At 71.2% G+C, this 18,180-nt stretch carries 17 protein-coding genes; 3 read left to right on the forward strand and 14 right to left on the reverse strand.

The features are described 5' to 3' along the window. Positions 1-97: 97 nt before the first annotated feature. Positions 98-1,030 (reverse strand): hypothetical protein, encoded by a 933-nt coding sequence (locus PKF00_RS16390; protein ID WP_271218385.1) that lies wholly within the window; start codon positions 1,028-1,030, stop codon positions 98-100. A 39-nt stretch (positions 1,031-1,069) separates the two neighbouring features. Continuing rightward, on the reverse strand, positions 1,070-2,017 hold the full coding sequence (locus PKF00_RS16395) for a S66 peptidase family protein (RefSeq protein ID WP_271218386.1): 948 nt from the start codon (positions 2,015-2,017) through the stop codon (positions 1,070-1,072). A 30-nt stretch (positions 2,018-2,047) separates the two neighbouring features. On the opposite strand from PKF00_RS16395, the gene PKF00_RS16400 reads away from it, so the two are divergent. Then, the gene (locus PKF00_RS16400) at positions 2,048-2,929 is read left to right on the forward strand and encodes a sulfotransferase (RefSeq protein WP_271218387.1); all 882 of its coding nucleotides are present in this window, start codon (positions 2,048-2,050) and stop codon (positions 2,927-2,929) included. A 10-nt stretch (positions 2,930-2,939) separates the two neighbouring features. Here PKF00_RS16400 and PKF00_RS16405 read toward each other — a convergent pair whose 3' ends face one another. The 5 genes from PKF00_RS16405 to PKF00_RS16425 form a co-directional block, all read right to left on the reverse strand. After that, positions 2,940-4,814, reverse strand: a complete 1,875-nt coding sequence (locus PKF00_RS16405) for an ABC transporter ATP-binding protein (RefSeq protein WP_271218388.1) — start codon at positions 4,812-4,814, stop codon at positions 2,940-2,942. A 51-nt stretch (positions 4,815-4,865) separates the two neighbouring features. Further along, on the reverse strand, positions 4,866-5,675 hold the full coding sequence (locus PKF00_RS16410) for an enoyl-CoA hydratase/isomerase family protein (protein ID WP_271218389.1): 810 nt from the start codon (positions 5,673-5,675) through the stop codon (positions 4,866-4,868). Between the two features lie 139 nt (positions 5,676-5,814). Beyond that, on the reverse strand, positions 5,815-6,030 hold the full coding sequence (locus PKF00_RS16415; protein WP_030507271.1) for a helix-turn-helix domain-containing protein: 216 nt from the start codon (positions 6,028-6,030) through the stop codon (positions 5,815-5,817). A 114-nt stretch (positions 6,031-6,144) separates the two neighbouring features. Further along, positions 6,145-7,743, reverse strand: a complete 1,599-nt coding sequence (locus tag PKF00_RS16420; protein ID WP_271218390.1) for an ABC-F family ATP-binding cassette domain-containing protein — start codon at positions 7,741-7,743, stop codon at positions 6,145-6,147. A gap of 239 nt (positions 7,744-7,982) precedes the next feature. Then, positions 7,983-8,597: an acVLRF1 family peptidyl-tRNA hydrolase gene (locus PKF00_RS16425; RefSeq protein WP_271218391.1), complete on the reverse strand. Its 615-nt coding sequence runs from the start codon at positions 8,595-8,597 to the stop codon at positions 7,983-7,985. 178 nt (positions 8,598-8,775) lie between these two features. Between PKF00_RS16425 and PKF00_RS16430 the strand changes: the two genes are divergently transcribed. Further along, positions 8,776-9,876 (forward strand): EAL domain-containing protein, encoded by a 1,101-nt coding sequence (locus PKF00_RS16430; RefSeq protein WP_271218392.1) that lies wholly within the window; start codon positions 8,776-8,778, stop codon positions 9,874-9,876. A gap of 276 nt (positions 9,877-10,152) precedes the next feature. Further along, positions 10,153-11,007 carry a siderophore-interacting protein gene (locus PKF00_RS16435; protein ID WP_425582216.1) on the forward strand — a complete coding sequence of 285 codons (855 nt, stop codon included), beginning with the start codon at positions 10,153-10,155 and terminating at the stop codon, positions 11,005-11,007. A gap of 192 nt (positions 11,008-11,199) precedes the next feature. On the opposite strand, the gene PKF00_RS16440 is transcribed toward PKF00_RS16435, so the two are convergent. The 7 genes from PKF00_RS16440 to PKF00_RS16470 form a co-directional block, all read right to left on the reverse strand. After that, the gene (locus PKF00_RS16440; protein ID WP_271218393.1) at positions 11,200-11,805 is read right to left on the reverse strand and encodes a response regulator transcription factor; all 606 of its coding nucleotides are present in this window, start codon (positions 11,803-11,805) and stop codon (positions 11,200-11,202) included. Continuing rightward, entirely contained in the window at positions 11,802-12,959 is a 1,158-nt protein-coding gene (locus PKF00_RS16445; protein WP_271218394.1) for a sensor histidine kinase, read from the reverse strand. Before PKF00_RS16445 ends, PKF00_RS16440 begins: the two co-directional genes overlap by 4 nt. A gap of 47 nt (positions 12,960-13,006) precedes the next feature. Then, positions 13,007-13,744 carry an ABC transporter permease gene (locus tag PKF00_RS16450; RefSeq protein WP_271218395.1) on the reverse strand — a complete coding sequence of 246 codons (738 nt, stop codon included), beginning with the start codon at positions 13,742-13,744 and terminating at the stop codon, positions 13,007-13,009. Beyond that, a complete protein-coding gene (locus PKF00_RS16455; RefSeq protein WP_271218396.1) occupies positions 13,741-14,625 on the reverse strand; it encodes an ABC transporter ATP-binding protein in 885 nt (294 codons plus the stop codon). The genes PKF00_RS16450 and PKF00_RS16455 overlap by 4 nt, the downstream gene beginning before the upstream one ends. A gap of 326 nt (positions 14,626-14,951) precedes the next feature. Beyond that, positions 14,952-15,797: an ATP phosphoribosyltransferase gene (hisG, locus tag PKF00_RS16460; RefSeq protein WP_271218397.1), complete on the reverse strand. Its 846-nt coding sequence runs from the start codon at positions 15,795-15,797 to the stop codon at positions 14,952-14,954. Positions 15,798-15,855: 58 nt separating this feature from the next. Continuing rightward, positions 15,856-16,119 (reverse strand): phosphoribosyl-ATP diphosphatase, encoded by a 264-nt coding sequence (locus PKF00_RS16465; RefSeq protein WP_110705733.1) that lies wholly within the window; start codon positions 16,117-16,119, stop codon positions 15,856-15,858. 201 nt (positions 16,120-16,320) lie between these two features. Next, positions 16,321-18,060 carry a DEAD/DEAH box helicase gene (locus PKF00_RS16470; protein ID WP_271218398.1) on the reverse strand — a complete coding sequence of 580 codons (1,740 nt, stop codon included), beginning with the start codon at positions 18,058-18,060 and terminating at the stop codon, positions 16,321-16,323. Positions 18,061-18,180 lie beyond the last annotated feature (120 nt).

Here is an 18,180-nt window from a genome sequence, read left to right on the forward strand (position 1 = left end):
GCGGGAAGGCACCATCTTACGGTTCCCAGCGGGTCCACGGGGGGCCGCGGCCGGTCCGCGGGAGTCCGTGAGGGCGCCGCCGCCCCGCGGGACGGTGTCAGCTCCCGGGATCGCCGGTCTGCGGACGGGCCGCCAGGGCGGCGAGCACCTGAGCGAACTCCTGGGGCGGAGCGACGACCAGGCGCGTCTGGCCCTCCTGGGTGACGAGGTCGGCTTTGATGAGGGTGAGTCTGTCCTCGTGCCACCAGTAGACCTGGGAGCTGAGCCCGCCGGCCCGCAGGTCGCACTCGCGCTGGGCGAACAGCCGCAACCGCTCGATCGCGCGGACGACGCCGATGCCCTCGACCGGATGGACGACCATCGTGGCGGGGTCGGGCAGCGCCACGAGCACGCCGTCCGCGGGCACGGGCAGGTGGTCGCCCAGGTGACGCAGGTGGGCCGCGACGCTCGCGGTCGCACCGCTCAGCCTCAGGACCGCGACGCCGCCGAGGTCGGCCTCGGTGACGGAGAGCCGCTCATGACGGTGGGCGTTGCGCAGGGCCTCCTCGAGCGCCTGCGCCGCGGTGATCGGCCAGCAGCCGACCTCCTCCGGACGGACCGGCCTGGCGGCCTCGCCGTGTCCGACGGTGAGCACCTCGACCAGGTCGGCGGTGAGATGACGGCCGACCACGCCCGCCGCGCCCAGTTCGTCGTCGAGCTGGAGCCTGGTGCGCAGCAGCGGGCGGGCCTGGAACAGGTCACAGGCGTCGAAGGGCTCGTCCGCCGTGGCCAGGACGTGGGACAGGTGCTCGGAGACGAGCACCGGCCAGTCCTCCCTCGAGCGTCTGCGCGCCTCCGCCCGCAGTCCGGCCAGCCGCACGGTGAACCGGCGGGGGCCGGAGAGGGTCAGCGTGCCGCCGTCGGCGGCGAAGGCGCAGGTGTAGCCGAGGGTGTCGGCGACCAGGGCGAGGAGGGAGTCGAGATCGACGTCTTCGACCGGACGCGCGGGTCTCCTGGTCTGCCGGTCACGATGCCGCCGGAACAGCCTCACGCGTCCATCCTCTCTGCCGGTTTCCTCCTAGGTCCGCACCTAGACTGCCTCCACGGAGACGGTGATTGAGCCGGTCAGAGAGCACAATTGTGCATCAATAGCACCAAGTGCCCCCAGTAGCACACTGAACTGTGGTGTCCCGTGCCCGATCGGAAGACCCGCGATCACCGGCACTCCGAGCGGCGCGAGCCGCTCCTCCAGCGTCGGGTACGGGTCTCCGCAGCCGACCCAGGAGCCCAGGACGAAGCCCGCGGCCCCGTCGAGCGCCCCCGACATGATCAGCTGGGTGAGCATCCTGTCGATCCGGTAGGGCGCCTCCGCGACGTCCTCGAGCAGCACGATCATGTCCCGCGCCTGCAGTTGGTACGGCGTGCCGCACAGCGCGGCCAGCAGGCTGAGGTTACCGCCGGTGAGCGGGGCGACGACATCGCCGGGAACGATGACCCGGTCGCCGAAGACCGGCGAGGGGGCGTCGAACAGGGCCGAGGCGAAATGCTCGAACGTACGGGGCTCCGGTCCGCCCGGGTCGCTGATCGTGGAGCAGGCGGGCATCGGGCCGAACAGCGAGGCGACCCCCAGCTCGACGGCGAACGCCCTGTGCAGCGCGGTGACGTCGCTGGAGCCGACCAGCGTCTTGGGGCCCGCGGCCCGCATGACGTCCCAGTCGAGCAGGTCCACGGTCCGGGTCGCGCCGTAACCGCCCCTGGCGCAGAACACCGCGGCCACGGCCGGGTCGCACCACGCCTCCTGCAGGTCCGCCGCCCGCGCCGCGTCCGAGCCCGCCAGGTAGCGGTCCCGGTCGAGCACATGGGCCCCGGTGACGACCTCCAGTCCCAGCTCCCGCAGGATCCGGACGCCGCGCTCCAGGCGCACCTGGTCGGGAGGACCGCAGGGGGCGACGACCGCCACCACGTCGCCGGGACGCAGCCTGGGCGGGACGACCGCGCCCTCCGACGAGATGGGAATGGGCGTGGCCGGTTCGTTCATCCACCAAACGGTGCCACACTGGGCTCACATATGCGACCTCCGACCCACATCCTCGTGGTCAACGGCATCAAGGTCCGCAAGCCGGTGTTCGTGCTCGCCGCCCCCCACTCCGGCTCGGACCTGCTCGCCCGCGCCCTGAAACGCTCCCCCGGCTTCCACGTCACAATGGGGCGCGCCTCGGTGGCGCACGTCGTGTACGCCTTCGCCAGGCGCCCGTCCATCGCGGGGCGGGGCACGGGCGCGACCCGGGTGCTGCGCGACGCGCTGGCCGAGTCGTGGCAGATCGTCCCCGGCGCGTGCATGGAGTGTCCCGCCCCCTGCAGGGAGGCGGGAGGGGTGACCGGGGCGGGCCCGTGCGCCGCCTCCGGCGCCGTCGCCAGGTTCGGCGACGCCAGCCCCGACCTGCTCTACAGCGCCTCCGTGCTGCTGCAGGCCTTTCCCGACGCCAGGTTCGTCCAGCTCATCAGGGACGGCCGCGACGTGGCCGCCGACATGCTGGCCGACCCCGCGGCGCTGTCGTGGTTCAGGCCCGCCATGCTGAGCGAGGAGACGGAGTTCCCCAACCCCTTCCTCGGCGTCAAGTCCGGTGAGCACGGCGACCGCTGGAAGGCCATGCCGACGGCGGGCAAGTGCGCGCTGCGCTGGCGCAGCGCGGTCCGCCTGTCGGCCGCGCTCCACCAGGAGCTTCCCCGCGAGCAGCTGATGACCCTGCGCTACGAGGACCTGGCCGCCGACCCCGCGGAGGCGGTCCGGGGACTGTCCGACTTCCTGGAGACCAGGGTCTCCAGGGTCGCCCTGTACGGCAGGAACGCGCCGAAGGTCGGCATCTGGCGCAGCAGGCTGCGCGGCTCGGACGCCGAGCTCGTGGAGAAGGTCGCCCGCGAGGAGCTGGCCCGGCTGGGCTACCGGTGACCCCGCGAGGTCAGGCCCCCGAGTCGAACTGGGTGCGGTAGAGCTCGGCGTACACCGTGCCCATGGCCAGCAGCTCCTCGTGGCGGCCACGCTCGACGACACGGCCGTCCTGGACCACCAGGATCTGGTCGGCCTCACGGATGGTGGACAGCCGGTGGGCGATGACCAGCGAGGTCCGCCCGGCCAGCGCCGTCTTGAGGGCCTGCTGCACCGCGGCCTCCGACTCGGAGTCCAGGTGCGCGGTCGCCTCGTCGAGCACCACCACCCTGGGCGCCTTGAGCAGCAGCCTGGCCAGTGCCAGACGCTGCTTCTCACCGCCGGACAGGCGGTAGCCCCGGTCTCCGACCACGGTCTCCAGCCCCTCGGGGAGCCCCTCGACCAGGTCGGCGATCTGCGCGGCGCGCAGGGCGTCCCAGATCTCCTCCTCCGTCGCCTCCGGTCTGGCGTAGGCGAGGTTGGCCCCGATGGTGTCGTGGAACAGATGGGCGTCCTGCATGACCACGCCCACGGTCTCGCGGAGGGACTCGAGAGTGGCCTCGCGCACGTCGAGCCCGTTGATCCGGACCGCGCCCTCGTCGACGTCGTAGAGCCGGGAGACCAGACTCGTGATGGTCGTCTTGCCCGCCCCCGAGTGGCCGACGAGCGCGATCATCTCGCCGGGGCGGGCGGTGAAGGAGACGCCGTCCAGCACCTGCTGTCCCGGCCCGGTGTCGGGACGGGCCACCGCCTCCAGCGAGGCCAGCGAGACCTCCGAGGCCGCGGGATAGCCGAACCGGACGTCCTCGAACTCGACGGCGGCCGGCCCCACGGGGAGGGCGACCGCTCCCGGCCTCTCGGCGACCATCGGCTTGAGGTCGAGCACCTCGAAGACCCGGTCGAAGCTCACCAGCGCGGTCATAACGTCCACGTGGACGTTGGACAGGCTCGTCAGCGGGCCGTACAGGCGCATCAGGAGGGCGGCGAGCGCGACCAGGGTGCCCAGTTCGAAGGCGTCGTCGACGGCCAGCACACCGCCCACGCCGTAGACCAGGGCGGTGGCCAGCGAGGCGACCAGGCCGAGCGCGACCCGGAACACCGTCCCGTACATGCCGACGGTGACGCCGACGTCGCGCACCCGTCCCGCCCTGCGCCCGAAGGCCGCCGCCTCCTCCTCGGGCCTGCCGTACAGCTTGGCGACCGTCGCGCCCGCGACGTTGAACCGCTCGGTCATCATGGAGCTCATCTCGGCGTCGAGCTCCATCTGCTCACGGGCGAGACCGGACATCTTCCTGCCCACCCACTTGGCGGGGAAGACGAAGATCGGCAGCAGCACGAGCGCGACGACCGTGATCTGCCAGGACAGCACCAGCATGGCGCCGAGCACGAGCACCAGCATGACCACGTTGGACACGACGGACGACAGCGTGCTCGTCAGCGCCCGCTGCGCGCCGATCACGTCGCTGTTGAGCCGGGAGACCAGCGCCCCGGTCTGCGTGCGCATGAAGAAGGCGACGGGCATCCGCTGGACATGGTCGAAGACCTCGGTGCGCAGGTTGTAGATCAGGCCCTCGCCGACCCGGGCGGAGAACCAGCGCTGCGCCAGCGTCAGCGCGGCGTCGACGACCGCCAGGGCCGCGATGACCACCGCGAGGGCGATCACGACGCCCGCCCGCTTCGGGGTGATGCCCTCGTCGATGATCGCCTTCATCAGCAGCGGATTGGCGATCACGATGACGGAGCCGACGACCACCAGGGCGAGGAAGGCGGAGATGTGGCGGGCGAAGGGCCGCGCGTAGCGCGCGACGCGCCGCACCGTGCCGGGCGTGAGACGCTCCTTCGTCACCGAGCTGTCACGCCGCAGGGAACGCATCATCTGGGGACCGAATCCCCCGCCCATCATCGCCATCTGGCCTCCTTCGCCGGTGCGAGCACCGGGACGGGCCGTCGCATTCCCTGGTCAGCTTCCGGCGAACAACGCCCTGACCCGCGCGACCTGCTCGCGGCGTTCCGCCGCGCTCTGTTCCTCCAGTGTGCGCTCCCGCGCCGCCTGGAGCAGCCGCTTGGTCGCCGTCGCCGCTCCCCTGTCGGTCGCCAGCAGCGCGGCGGCCAGATCGCTCACGGCCCCGGCCAGATCCTCGGGGGCGACGACCAGCTCTGCCAGTCCGATGGTGGCGGCCTCCCGCGCCCCCACGACGCGGGCGGTGAGGCAGATCTCGACGGCCCTGGCCGGCCCGACCAGGTCGACCAGCGGCTTCGTGCCGGTCAGGTCGGGAACGAGCCCGAGCGCGGGCTCTTTCATGCACAGTTGGGCGTCTTCGGCGAGGACCCTCAGATCACAGGCCAGCGCCAGCTGGAACCCGGCGCCGATCGCGTGCCCGTGCACGGCGGCGATGGAGACGACGTCGGGGCGTCTCAGCCACAGGAACCCCCGTTGGGCCTGGGCTATCTGCTGTTCGAAGGTCGCTTCGTCGAGCCTCGCCGAGGCCGCGAAGGATCCTTCGCCTGGAATTCCCTCGGGGGTGAACATCCGCAGGTCGATGCCTGCCGAGAAGGACGGCCCCTCACCTCGGACCACGACGACCCTCACCTGCTGCGGCAGGGTGTCACCGATGCGAGCCAGCGCCGACCAGGTGGCGAACGTCTGTGCGTTACGCCTGTCCGGCCGGTCCAGCGTGATCGTCGCGATCTCGCCGTCCACCTCGAAGCGCAGACCGGCCTCCTCGTAAGAGGCCCATTCCGCGCTCCCCCCGATCGCCGCTTCCGCCATCGCCCGCTCCCAGCTGTCGTTTGCGTCTCGCCCGAGCCTATCGATTCTCCAGAACGACGTTCTAGAGGGTTCTACAGGCCCGAGCGGGACGTCTCAGCGTGGAGGACGAGCGGCTGCGGTCGCGCGTTCCGAGGCGGGGTCAGCGCTTCGACTTGCCTCGGGTGGCGCCGCCGCGCCCGCGCAGAGTCACACCGGACTCGCTCAGGATGCGGTGGATGAAGCCGTACGACCGGCCGGTCGAAGCGGCCAGGGCGCGGATGCTCTCACCCGCGCTGTAGCGCTTCTTGAGATCGGCGGCCAGCTTTTCACGGTCGGCCCCGGTCACCCGGGTGCCCTTCTTAAGAGTCTCGGCCACGAGTACCTCCTGTAGTGCCAGACTTCCGCAGCGTTACTCACGCCATGATCAGTCATTTCTGCGAGATCGGCTACCTACTCCATGGGAAAAGATCCGTACCCGCTCAAATTAAGATCAGGCAAGTGCCACAAGATCGGAAAATTCATCGCTCCAAGCGTCTTCGACTCCGTCCGGTAGCAAGATCACCCTATCGGGTTGTAGAGCCTCCACAGCACCCTCATCGTGCGTGACGAGCACAATTGCCCCAGAATAGGACCTTAGGGCAGAAAGCACCTGCTCTCGGCTGGCCGGATCGAGGTTGTTGGTGGGCTCGTCGAGCAGCAGGACGTTGGCGGCGGAGAGCACCAGCGTGGCCAGGGCGAGCCGCGTCTTCTCCCCGCCGGAGAGCACTCCCGCGGGTTTGTCCACGTCATCCCCGGTGAACAGGAAGGACCCCAGCACCTTGCGCAGCTCGACGTCCGCGAGTTCCCCACCGGCGGAACGCATGTTCTCCAGCACGGTCCGCCCGGGGTCGATCGTCTCGTGCTCCTGGGCGTAGTAGCCCAGTTTGAGGCCGTGCCCCGGCTTGACGAGCCCGGTGTCCGGCTGCTCGATGCCGCCCAGGATGCGCAGCAGGGTGGTCTTGCCCGCGCCGTTCAGGCCCAGGATGACGACCCTGCTGCCCTTGTCGACGGCCGCGGCGACGTCGGTGAAGACCTCCAGCGAGCCGTAGGACTTCGACAGGCCCTCGGCGCTGATCGGCGTGCGGCCGCAGGGCGCGGGCTCGGGGAAGCGCAGCTTGGCGACCCTGTCGCTGCGCCGCTCGACCTCCAGGCCGGAGAGCAGACGCTCGGCGCGGCGCTGCATGTCCTGGGCGGCCTTGGCCTTGGTGGCCTTGGCCCGCATCTTGTCGGCCTGCGACATCAGCGCCGAGGCCTGCTTCTCCGCGTTGGCCCGCTCGCGCCTCCTGCGCTTCTCGTCGGTCTCCCGCTGGGCCAGATAGGCCTTCCAGCCGACGTTGTAGGTGTCGATCACCGCACGGTTGGCGTCGAGGTGGAGGACCCTGTTTACCGTCGCTTCAAGAAGCCCGACATCGTGGCTGATTATGATCAAGCCGCCCTGATGCGATCGTAAAAAATCACGAAGCCACCCGATTGAGTCTGCATCGAGGTGGTTTGTCGGCTCGTCAAGCAGGAGAGTCTCCGCTCCGCTGAACAGGATGCGGGCCAGTTCGACCCGTCTGCGCTGGCCTCCGGACAGCGTCTCCAGCGGCTGGCCCAGCACCCGGTCCGGCAGCCCCAGACTGGAGGCGATCGAGGCCGCCTCCGACTCGGCCGCGTATCCGCCCAGGACGTGCAGCCGGTCCTCGAGACGCCCGTAGGCGCGCACCGCGCGGTCCCTGGCCCGCTGGTCCTCCGAGGCCATGCCGAGCTCGGCCACGCGCAGCTCACGGAGCACCTCGTCGAGGCCGCGCGCCGACAGGATCCGGTCGCGGGCAAGGACCTGCAGGTCGCCGGTGCGCGGGTCCTGCGGCAGGTAGCCGACGGCGCCGGTGGTGGAGACGGTGCCCGCGGCGGGGATGCCCTCACCCGCCAGCACCCTGGTCAGGGTGGTCTTGCCCGCGCCGTTGCGGCCGACAAGACCGATCTTGTCGCCGGGGTTCACCCGGAACGAGGCCCCTTCGATGAGCAGGCGGGCCCCGGCGCGAAGTTCGATGTCAGAAGCTAGGATCATGGTTGGAGAACACTCCCAGAGTGGAAATACACAGGCTCACCTCACTGGCCGAACCCGCCGCCGCCCTGTGTCTTTCCGGCTCTCGGCTCGGCTGTCTCGCCTATCCGGGCGGCGTCAATCGGAAGTGCGCATACCGATCAGTGTACGGCGCGCCGACGCCCTGTCCGCCCCTGCTCAGCAGGTGATCAGCCACGACGGCCCGCCGCCGCCCTGTCCGCCCCGCTGTCCGCCCGCGGCGGTCAGTCCGGGTCGGTGACCCTGATGCGGACCGCGCGGAACTCCGCGGGTGTGCCCGCGAGCACGACCAGGCGGGGGTCGGGGACCGTCAGGAAGGGACCGGTCTCCAGGGCGAAGATCGACGCCAGCCTGCGGTCGGGCCGCAGCGCGTCGACCGCGCGCCTGTCACCTCCGAGGATCACCGCCTCCAGCTCGGCCACGTGCGGGCCGAGGACGCGCAGCGCCACCTCGGCCGCCGCGTCGTGCGCCTGCCCGGCCTGCTTCTCCCTGCGCCTGGCGAACCTCCGCTGGGACCAGCCGCCCGCCGCGCTGCGGCCGTGCACCGGTCTCGAGCCGACCTTGGAGGACAACAGCTCGTCTCCGTGGAAGATTCCCGCCGCGTGACCGCCGAGCCGCACCAGCAGGACCCCGACCCGCCGCTCGGTGCGCGCGTGGGTGATGAGACGCGCCAGCGGCCCGCCTCCTGAGGAGGTCAGGGGCGGGAACGGCACCTGGCACTCGGCGACCGCGCCGTCCGCCCCCTGGAGCCGCACGACCTCGTCGGCGGCCGTCACGCTCGGCGGCCCGTGCCGCTCGACGAAGCCGTCGACCCAGCGGCCGAGGCGCGTGGGTCCCACGGAGACCCAGCGACCTCCCCCCTTCGCCGGTCGTGACGTCATGGAACGGGACACTACCGGTTGATCACCCCGCGCCCCAGCCTCATCTACACGGATCATCTTCAACGAACGGCGAAATATCGGTGAACATCGCTGAACGATACTTATGCGGCCGCTGACAATGATTCATTCTCTGTACGTGTCGAGCAGAACGCATCTCCTCCCGCCGGCCTCCGCAGCGGCCACCGTGGACGTCACCCCGATCGTCGACCTCGACACTGGAGGCGTCATCGCCCTCCAAGCTCCCGGCGACGGTCACGGCAACCTCTCCTCCGCCATCAGGACGGTCACACAGGTCTCCAGGAGCGAGGCTCTCCTGCCCCTGGTGCTTCCGGTGCCGTCGTCAGCGGTCATCGGCGGCTCCGCCGCCCTGGCCCCCCTCCACGAGGCCCTGCGCACCGTGGGCAGACGGCCCCGTGAGGTCATCCTCATGGTCAGGGGCGACTTCGCGCAGGTCGAACGCCAGTCCCTGCTCACCGGACTCGACGGGTTGCGGGCCATCGGCTACCTGATCGCGGTGGGCGACCTGGGCACCGCGCACATCCCGCTGGACCTCCTCACCGACGCGGCGCCGTACCTCGCCGTGATCTCTCCCGACCTGATCGCCAGGATGCCCCGCGACCCCCGCCGCGCGGCGCTCGCCGAGTCGCTGGCCGCGCTCGCCCGCGGGGTCGGCGCCCACGTCCTGGCCCCGGGCGTGGCGGAGGAGGCGCAGCTGTCCGCGGTGCGCAGCTGGGGCGTGCGGCTGGCCCAGGGGCCGATGCTGATCCCGGGGCCCTCGGGGCGGGTCCACGTGCCGATCCCCGTCGTCCAGCAGGAGCCGACGCAGGCACTGCTCGGTCCCCGCGTCCAGGAGTTCCTGCTGCCCGCGGTGACCCTCCCCGCCGAGGCCACCGCCGAGGAGGCGGTCGACGCCTTCGGCACCGAGCCGTCCATCACCAGCGTGATCCTGGTCGACGAGTACCAGCGCCCGAAGGGCAGCCTCGACCGCAGCCGCTTCCTGCTGTCCATCGCCACCAGGTTCGGTCACGCCCTGTACGGCAAGAAGCCCGCCCTGCGCCTGGCGGACTCGGTCCGCAGCGCCCCCAAGACCACGCCGGCCATCGCCGCCATGCAGGTCGCCGGGCGTGACGCCGAGCGCGTCTACGACGACCTGGTCGTCATCGACGAGTTCGGCCGCTGCATGGGGATCGTCCGGGTCGCCGACCTGATCCGGCAGGTCGCGGCGATGCAGCGCTAGACCGGGAGCGGCGGGCGCCCCGGGCGCCGGGGCCGCGAGGCCTGTCCCAGGCCGTGCCGTCTCAGCGGCACGGCCTGTTGCCTTTACATTGTAGATTCATTTCTTGACGCCCGCCCCGCCCGGCGGCGCCGGCGAGCCGGAACGGCCTCCGCCCCGAGACCGCGCCGGACAGGACACAGCGTGTCAACCATTTCCGGCGAACCGGCCTGCCCGTAAGTCGGCCATATCACTTAAATAACCGTATGCTACGACTTAGGTCCACCTAACTTGATGAGCATGGGAGTGACCATGGCAGAGGGCAAACCAACACGTAAAGCCATCCGCGGCGAGGTGATCCGGGTAGAGCGGCTCACCCCCCACATGATTCGCGTGGTGCTCGGCGGCGACGGCCTCGCGGGGTTCGGCGTGGGCGAGTTCACCGACCACTATGTGAAGCTACTGTTCCCCCCGCAGGGGGTGACCTACCCGCCTCCCTTCGACCTGGAGCGGATCCAGCGTGAGCTGCCCCGCGACCAGTGGCCGACCACCCGGACCTACACCGTCCGCGCGTGGGACCCCGAGACGCTCGAGCTGACCATCGACTTCGTCCACCACGGTGACAGCGGCCTCGCAGGGCCGTGGGCCGCGGCCGTCCAGCCGGGCGAGGAGATCCACTTCTTCGGCCCCGGCGGCGCGTACGCCCCCGACCACGAGGCGGACTGGCACCTGCTGGTCGGTGACGAGAGCGCGCTTCCCGCCATCGCCGCGGCCCTGGAACGGCTGCCCGCCGGAGCCCCCGCCCACGTGTTCGTCGAGGTGGAGGGACCCGAGGACGAGCAGCCGCTGGACTCCCCCGGCGACGCGAAGATCGTCTGGTTCCACCGGCGCGGCGCGGAGGTCGGCGAGTCGCTGGTCACCGCCGTGCGCGAACTCGACTTCCCCGAGGGCGCCCTGCACGCCTTCGTCCACGGCGAGGCGGCCTTCGTCAAGACGCTCCGCCGCCACCTGCGGACCGAACGCGGGATCCCGCTCTCGCAGCTGTCCATCTCCGGCTACTGGCGTGTCGGTCGCGACGACGAGACCTGGCGCGCCTCCAAGCAGGAGTGGAACAGGAGGATCGAGGAGGAAGAGGCCGCGGCGCTCTCCTCGTGACCCTTCCGGGGCCTGGCACGGCGCGCGTGCCGGGCCTGGGGCGACATCCGCGCGAAGGACCCGGTGCGGCACACGTGTGCCGGGCCGTCCCTCGCGCCCGGGTTCGACGCCCTCTCCGCCGCCGACCTGGTCAGGGCGTGTGCCGTCGAGGTCAAGGACAAGCCGGAGGAGCGGGTCGCGGCCCCGGACGCCTCAGAGCCAGCCCTGGGCCTGGGCGCGCTGCACGGCCTCGATGCGGTTACGCGCCCTGGTCTTCTGGATGGCCGAGGACAGGTAGTTGCGGACCGTGCCCTCCGACAGGTGGAGCCGTACGGCGATGTCGCCCACGGTGGAGCCGTCGACCGCGGCGGCCAGGACGTCGCACTCCCTGGGGGACAGGGGGTTGGGGCCCGCGCTGAGCGCGGCGGCCGCGAGACCGGGGTCGATGACCCGCTCACCGTCACGGACCCGGCGGATGGCCGCCGCGAGCTCGCGGGCGGGGCTGTCCTTGACCAGGAAGGCGACGGCTCCGGCCTCCATCGCCCGCCTCAGGTAGCCGGGGCGGCCGAAGGTGGTCAGGATCATGACCTGGCAGGCGGGCAGGGCCTCGCGGATCCGCGCGCCCGCGGTGATGCCGTCCCCGCCGGGCATCTCGATGTCGAGCAGCACCACGTCCGGCTTGGTCTCGAGCGCCACCGTGAGCGCCTCCTGGCCCGAGGCCGCCTCCCCGACCACCTCTATGTCGGGTTCGAGGCCGAGCAACGAGACCAGGGCGCCCCTGACCATCGCCTGATCCTCGACCAGCAGGACTTTGATCACACTTTCCCTCTCCCCGCCGGGACCTCGACCCTCAGCGCGAACCCGCCCTCGCTCGGCCCGGCGGACACCGTACCGCCCGCCGCCTCGACCCGCTCGGTCAGCCCGGTCAGGCCGTTGCCCGACGCGCGGGACCGCCCACCGCCCTGTTCGCGCGGCACCGCCCCGCACCCGTCGTCCACGATCTCCAGGACGCCGACCCCGCCGTCGTAGCGCACGTCGATCTCGCACCTGGCCGCCCGCGCGTGCCGGATGACGTTGGTGACGCCCTCGCGCACCGCCCAGCCGAACAGGCCGTCCACGTCGTCGGGCAGCGGAGTCCCCGCCAGCCTGACCCTGACCTGCGTCCCCGCCGCCTCCAGCGCGACGCGGGCGCCGTCCAGCTCACCGGACAGGCCGCGCTGCCGATACCCGGCGACGGCGTCGCGCACCTCGACCAGCGCCTGTCTGGCCACGGACTCGATGTCGCGGATCTCCGGCAGGGCCCGCTCTGAGCCGCCCTCCGCCAGCCGCCCCGCCAGCTCGCTCTTCAGCACGATCAGCGACAGGCTGTGGCCGAGCAGGTCGTGCAGGTCGCGGGCGATGCGCAGACGCTCCTCGCTCGCGGCCAGCCTCGCCACCTCGTCCCGCGCCTGGCGCAGCTGCGCCACCAGCATCCTGGTCCTGCGCACCCGGGTGAACAGCACTGCGAGGGTGAACACCTGCAGGACGAGCACGACGGTGCTGCCGAGGTCGTGATCCCTCAGCAGGCCGATCAGCAGGACGACGACGCCCATCACGGCGGCGCCGGCCGCGGCCAGACGCGGACGCAGCACCATGCTGTAGATCACCGTCGTGTAGATCGCCAGGGTCAGCCATCCGCCGCCGAAGGCGACGGAGAGGATGACGGCCATGGCCGTGGTGAGCGCCAGCAGGGCGTAGGTCAGCGGTGAGGGGTCCTCGTCGTTGCTGTGGCTCAGCGCGGTCGCGAGGTAGCAGCCCACGAAGACCACCAGGCCGGGGACGCCCCACACGGCCTGGGCGTCCCGCAGCTTCCCCGTCACGACCTCCATCGCAGGGAAGAACAGGTAGACCAGGCCGATGGAGAGCCAGGCCAGCTTTCTCCAGCGGGACCGGGGACCCTGCCCCCAGTCCAGGCCGTCGTCGACCCAGCCCACGGGACCCACGGAGCCCACAGGGCCCGTGTGGGCCGTCACGGCCCGTTTCATGCCCGCGCTGTCGCCCGGCGGTAGGCGAGCACCGCCGCGGCTCCGAGCGCCACGGTCCAGGCCAGGATCGTCACCACGTCCTGGAGGGGCGGAGTTTCGCCGGCGACGAGGTGCCAGCCGATGTCGGCGTACGGGAAGGAGGGCAGCGCGTGGGCGATGGCCTGCATGGTCGTGGGCATGTTGTCCACAGGGAACCACAGACCGCCCAGGATGGCCAGACCGAACATGCCGATCATCGCTGCGGGCTGGGCGGTGTCCGGGGGCACCAGGGAGCCGACCGCCAGGCCGAGCGCGGCGAACGGCAGGGTGCCGATCCACATGGCGGGCACCAGCCCGATCCACTGGCCGGGCTCCAGCGAGACGTCCTGCGTGAGGACTGCGGCCAGGAAGACCAGCAGCAGCGACGGCAGCGTCAGCAGCAGCGCGGCGGCCAGCTTGGTCAGGATGATCGTCCGGTTCGGCAGCGGGGTGATCTGCAGCTGGCGGAGCCAGCCCGACTGCCGTTCCTGCGCCCATGGCACGGCGGTGCTCATGATGGAGGCCGCGAGCGAGCCGTACGCGCTCATGGACACCATCAGGTAGGCGCTCGCCCCGATCCCGCCGGGGGCGGTTTCGCCGCCGAGGACGTTGCAGAAGAGCAGGTAGAAGATCACCGGGAAGGCCACCACGAAGACGATGTAGCGCTTGTTGCGCAGCATCCTGAGAGCTTCGATCCTGATGTAGTTCGGCATCATGACTCCCTGGTCAAGGCGAGGAAGGCGTCTTCGAGGTCGGCTCCGGTGACCTTGAGGTCGCGGATCTCCAGGGAGGTGCCCCGGTAGAGCGCGGTCACGGTGGCGTCGAGGTCGGTGGTGCGGAGCGTGGCGGCGCCCGCGGAGACCTCGACGGCGGAGACGCCGGGCAGCGCGTCCAGTCCCGCGGCGGGCTGCCCGCCGAGGGTGAAGCTGACGGTGTATCCGCCGGCCCCGGCCTTGATCTGCGCGGCGGTGCCGTCGGCGACGACCCTGCCCTTGGCGACCACGATCACCCGGTCGGAGTTCTCGTCCGCCTCCTCCAGGTAGTGGGTGGCGAACAGGACCGTGCGTCCCCCGGCCGCGTAGTCGCGCATACTCGCCCAGAACCGCTGCCGCGACTCCACGTCCATGGCCGCGGTCGGCTCGTCCAGCACCAGGAGCCTGGGCGCGCCCGCGATGGCCAGGGCGAACCTGACCCGCTGCGTCTGCCCGCCGGACAGCTTGCTCGCCCGGCGCTTCACCAGGTCGGACAGATCCGCCATCTTCAGGATCTCGTCCAGGTCCAACGGCCGGGGATAGAGCCTGCGGACGAAGTCCACGAGTTCCATGACGGTGAGCTCGGGGATGAGCTCACCGCTCTGCAGCATGGCTCCGACCTCGCCCCGGGCGACCGCCTCGTCGGGAAGGTGGCCGAAGACCTCGATCCGGCCTCCGCTCGGGCGGACCAGACCCAGCAGCATGTTGATCGAGGTGGACTTGCCCGCCCCGTTGGGGCCGAGGAGGGCGACCGTTCTGCCTGCCTCGACGGTGAGGTTCAGGCCGTCGACGGCAAGAACGTCCCCGTAGTTCTTGCGTACGTCGGTGAAGGCGATGGCGTTCATGGGCCCAACGCTAGAAGCGCGGTGACGGGATCATCAGTGCCGTCGATCCGGGCTTGACGGTGACATTTGTCAGACGACCGGCTCGGCGCGTCAGGCCGGGAACCTCGCACGCCTCGGCGCACCGGTTCGATCGGGCCGGGACCGGGGACCGAGCGCGTCCCGGCGCGCCGGTCCGAGCCGGGCGCACCCGGTGCGCCGGTCCGGGGATCCCGGCCGGATCCGTCTCCTTCGCGGCCCGCCCCTCACGCGCGACGGCCCCGGAGCCGCCGTGAGGCGACGCCGGGGCCGTGAGAGGTCTGGGTGCGGAAGGTCCGGCGCGGGCTCGCTCAGACGCGGCAGGCGAAGATGGCGGTGACCAGGATGGCCTTCGCGCCGATCTCCCAGAGCTGGTCCATCACCTGCTGGTGCCCCTTGCGGGGGACCATGGCGCGAACCGCGACCCAGCCCTCCCTGTGCAGCGGGGAGACGGTGGGGCCCTCCATGCCCGGGGTCAGGGCGATGGCCTCCTCGATCCGCTCGGCCCTGATGTCGTAGTCCATCATCACGTAGTCGCGCGCCATCAGAACGCCCTGCAGGCGGCGGACGAGCTGCTGCAGGCCGGGGCTCTCCCCGGCGCCGGTCCGCTTGATCAGGACGCCTTCAGAGCGGGCGATCGGCTCGCCGAAGACCTCGAGCCCGATGTTGCGCAGCGTGGTGCCGGTCTCCACGACGTCGGCGACCGCGTCGGCGACCCCCAGCCTGATGGCCGTCTCGACCGCGCCGTCAAGCTTGATCACCCGGGCTTCGACTCCCTGCTCGGTGAGGTAGGAGTTCAGCAGGCCGGCGTAGGAGGTGGCGACGCGCTTGCCCTTGAGGTCGGTGACGGAGGCGAACTCGCCCGGGTTGGCCGCGAAGCGGAAGGTGGACCTGCCGAAGCCGAGCGGAATGATCTCCTCGACCTGCGCGCCGGAGTCGTGGAGCATGTCACGGCCCGTGATGCCCGCGTCCAGGGTGCCCTCGCCGACATAGACGGCGATGTCCTTCGGACGCAGGAAGAACAGCTCACAGGAGTTGTCGGGGTCGACGACCACGAGCTCCTTGCTGTCCTTGCGGGAACGGTATCCGGCTTCCTTGAGGATGGTCTGGGCGGCCTCCGTGAGGGCGCCCTTGTTGGGAACGGCGAGGCGGAGCATGGCGTGGGCTTCCTTACGTGGATGACGGTCTGCGAAGGCTGAAGCCGGGCGCACCGGCTCACAGATGCTTGTAGACCTCGTCCAGCCCGATCCCCTTGGCGATCATGAGAACCTGCACGTGGTAGAGGAGCTGGGAGATCTCCTCAGCGGCCCGGTCGTTCGACTCGTGCTCGGCCGCCATCCAGCTCTCTGCGGCCTCCTCGACGACCTTCTTGCCGATGGCATGGACCCCGGCGTCCAGCGCGGCCACGGTTCCCGAGCCCTCGGGCCGGGTGCGCGCCTTGTCTGACAGCTCGGCGTACAGCTCTTCGAAGGTCTTCATGATCTCTCTCGGCGTCGTGGGATGTCCTTGCCAAGCCTAACGGGCCCGCGGACCGTCCATGGTGCACGTCCATGCTCTGGACACCGGCCGGTCCCCGACCGCTGCGCCCTCTCTTCTGCCCGGGCAGCCGGAAAAGGCCGGTACGGCGTGCCGTACCGGCCTTTTCCAAGGGGTTGTCAGCGCCCCGAACGTGCGGGACGGTCAGCGGCCGTAGTGGCCGCCGCGCTGGCCACGCCCTTCGGAACGACCCCCGGCGCGGAACTCGCCGCCGCGGAAGCCGCCCTGGCGCTCGCCGCGGAAGGGCTCCCTGCGCTCGCCGCGGAAGCCCTCACGGTCGCCGGAGGGGCGCTCGGAGCGGAAACCGCCGCCGCTGGGACGGTCGCCGCGGAAGGGCTCCCTGCGCTCGCCACCGCGGTAGCCGCCCGTGCCCCGGCTGTCGAAACGGTTGTCGGGACGGCTGTCCGGGCGGCCGTCGAAGCGGCGCTCGGGACGCTCGGCGCGGTACTGCCCGCGGAAGTCGCCGTTGCCGCCGCGCTCGCCGCCACGCTCTCCGCCGCGGCCGCCGTCACCGGCGGAACGCTCGCGGGGCTGGTGGCCCTCGCCTCCGCCGTGACCGGGACGGTCACGGAACCGGCGCGGGCCGCGGCCGCCGCCGCCTCCGAAGCCGCCACGCCGCTCACGCTGCTTGGCGACCGGGGCCGAGGGCTCCCAGACCGGGATCGACTCGCCGCTGGGCTGGCGCGCTCCGGCGACCTCCTCCAGGCGCGGGTGACCGGGAGTGGCCTTCAGACGGAAGGGCTTGATGCCCGCGCGGCGGGTCATCGCGTCGGTCGAGCGGCGCTCGTTGGGGAGCACCAGCGTCATGACGGTGCCCTTCTCCCCCGCGCGCGCGGTACGGCCGCCGCGGTGCAGGTAGCTCTTGTGGTCCTGCGGCGGGTCGACGTGCAGCACGAGGCTGATGTTGTCGACGTGGATGCCGCGGGCCGCGACGTCGGTGCAGACCAGGACGCTGATCTCGCCTTCCTTGAACTCGGCGAGGATGCGGGTCCGCTGGTTCTGGCGCTTGCCGCCGTGCAGGCCGCCCGCCTTCACACCGACCTGGGCGAGCTGCTTGCACAGCCGGTCGACCCCGTGCTGGGTGCGCACGAAGATGATGGTCCTGCCCTCGCGGTTGGCGATCTCGGCGGTCACCGGGAACTTGTCGTCGCGGTGGACCTCCAGCACGTGGTGCTCCATCGTGTCGACGGAGGAGGCCGCGGGAGCCATCGAGTGGGTGATCGGGTCGGTGAGGAAGCGCCGCACCAGCTTGTCCACGTCACCGTCGAGGGTGGCGGAGAACAGCAGGCGCTGGCTGTCGGCCGGGGTCTGCTGCAGGATCGCGCTGACCACCGGGAAGAAGCCGAGGTCGCACATGTGGTCGGCCTCGTCCAGGATGGTCACCTGGACCTCGTCCAGCGTGCACTCGCCCTGCTGGATCAGGTCGGTCAGGCGGCCCGGCGTGGCGACGACGACCTCGACGCCACGGCGCAGCGCCTCGATCTGGCGGCCCATGGACATGCCGCCGACGACGGTCTTCATCCGCAGCGACAGGCCTCGGCCCAGCGGTTCGAGCGCGTCGGTGACCTGCATGGCGAGCTCGCGGGTCGGCACGAGGACGACGGCCAGCGGACGTCCGGGGCGGGCCTTGCCGCCGGCGATGCGGGCCATCATGGGCAGGCCGAAGGCCAGCGTCTTGCCCGAGCCGGTCTGGCCGCGCCCGAGGACGTCGTTACCGGCGAGGATGTCGGGGATGGTGGCCCGCTGGATGGGGAAGGGGGAGTCGATGCCCTGGCGGGAAAGCCCGTTCACCAGCGGCTTGGGCAGGCCGAGAAGGGTGAACTCGGACGTGCCGGAGGGGGCCTGCGAGACCTCGGTGATTTCGGGCAGGACAGCGTCAAGCATGGTCACGAAGATTCGTGCCTTTCGATAGAAGAACGGGGCACGTCACTTCTGCGAAAGGACGAGCCTGGAACGCGCGGCCTGAGGCCGCGCTCGATCAACGCCCACTGTGGGGGCGGTGGT

The organism is Streptosporangium carneum, from assembly GCF_027922005.1.
Classification (GTDB): Bacteria; Actinomycetota; Actinomycetes; order Streptosporangiales; family Streptosporangiaceae; genus Streptosporangium; species Streptosporangium carneum.

What these genes read in the sequence shown, in the direction of transcription:
- PKF00_RS16395 (WP_271218386.1), bottom strand. Translation starts at nt 2,017, where the DNA reads ATGAACGAACCGGCCACGCCCATTCCCATCTCGTCGGAGGGCGCGGTC.
- PKF00_RS16400 (WP_271218387.1), top strand. Translation starts at nt 2,048, where the DNA reads ATGCGACCTCCGACCCACATCCTCGTGGTCAACGGCATCAAGGTCCGC.
- PKF00_RS16405 (WP_271218388.1), bottom strand. Translation starts at nt 4,814, where the DNA reads ATGGCGATGATGGGCGGGGGATTCGGTCCCCAGATGATGCGTTCCCTG.
- PKF00_RS16410 (WP_271218389.1), bottom strand. Translation starts at nt 5,675, where the DNA reads ATGGCGGAAGCGGCGATCGGGGGGAGCGCGGAATGGGCCTCTTACGAG.
- PKF00_RS16420 (WP_271218390.1), bottom strand. Translation starts at nt 7,743, where the DNA reads ATGATCCTAGCTTCTGACATCGAACTTCGCGCCGGGGCCCGCCTGCTC.
- PKF00_RS16435 (WP_425582216.1), top strand. Translation starts at nt 10,153, where the DNA reads ATGGGAGTGACCATGGCAGAGGGCAAACCAACACGTAAAGCCATCCGC.
- PKF00_RS16450 (WP_271218395.1), bottom strand. Translation starts at nt 13,744, where the DNA reads ATGATGCCGAACTACATCAGGATCGAAGCTCTCAGGATGCTGCGCAAC.
- PKF00_RS16455 (WP_271218396.1), bottom strand. Translation starts at nt 14,625, where the DNA reads ATGAACGCCATCGCCTTCACCGACGTACGCAAGAACTACGGGGACGTT.
- hisG (WP_271218397.1), bottom strand. Translation starts at nt 15,797, where the DNA reads ATGCTCCGCCTCGCCGTTCCCAACAAGGGCGCCCTCACGGAGGCCGCC.
- PKF00_RS16465 (WP_110705733.1), bottom strand. Translation starts at nt 16,119, where the DNA reads ATGAAGACCTTCGAAGAGCTGTACGCCGAGCTGTCAGACAAGGCGCGC.
- PKF00_RS16470 (WP_271218398.1), bottom strand. Translation starts at nt 18,060, where the DNA reads ATGCTTGACGCTGTCCTGCCCGAAATCACCGAGGTCTCGCAGGCCCCC.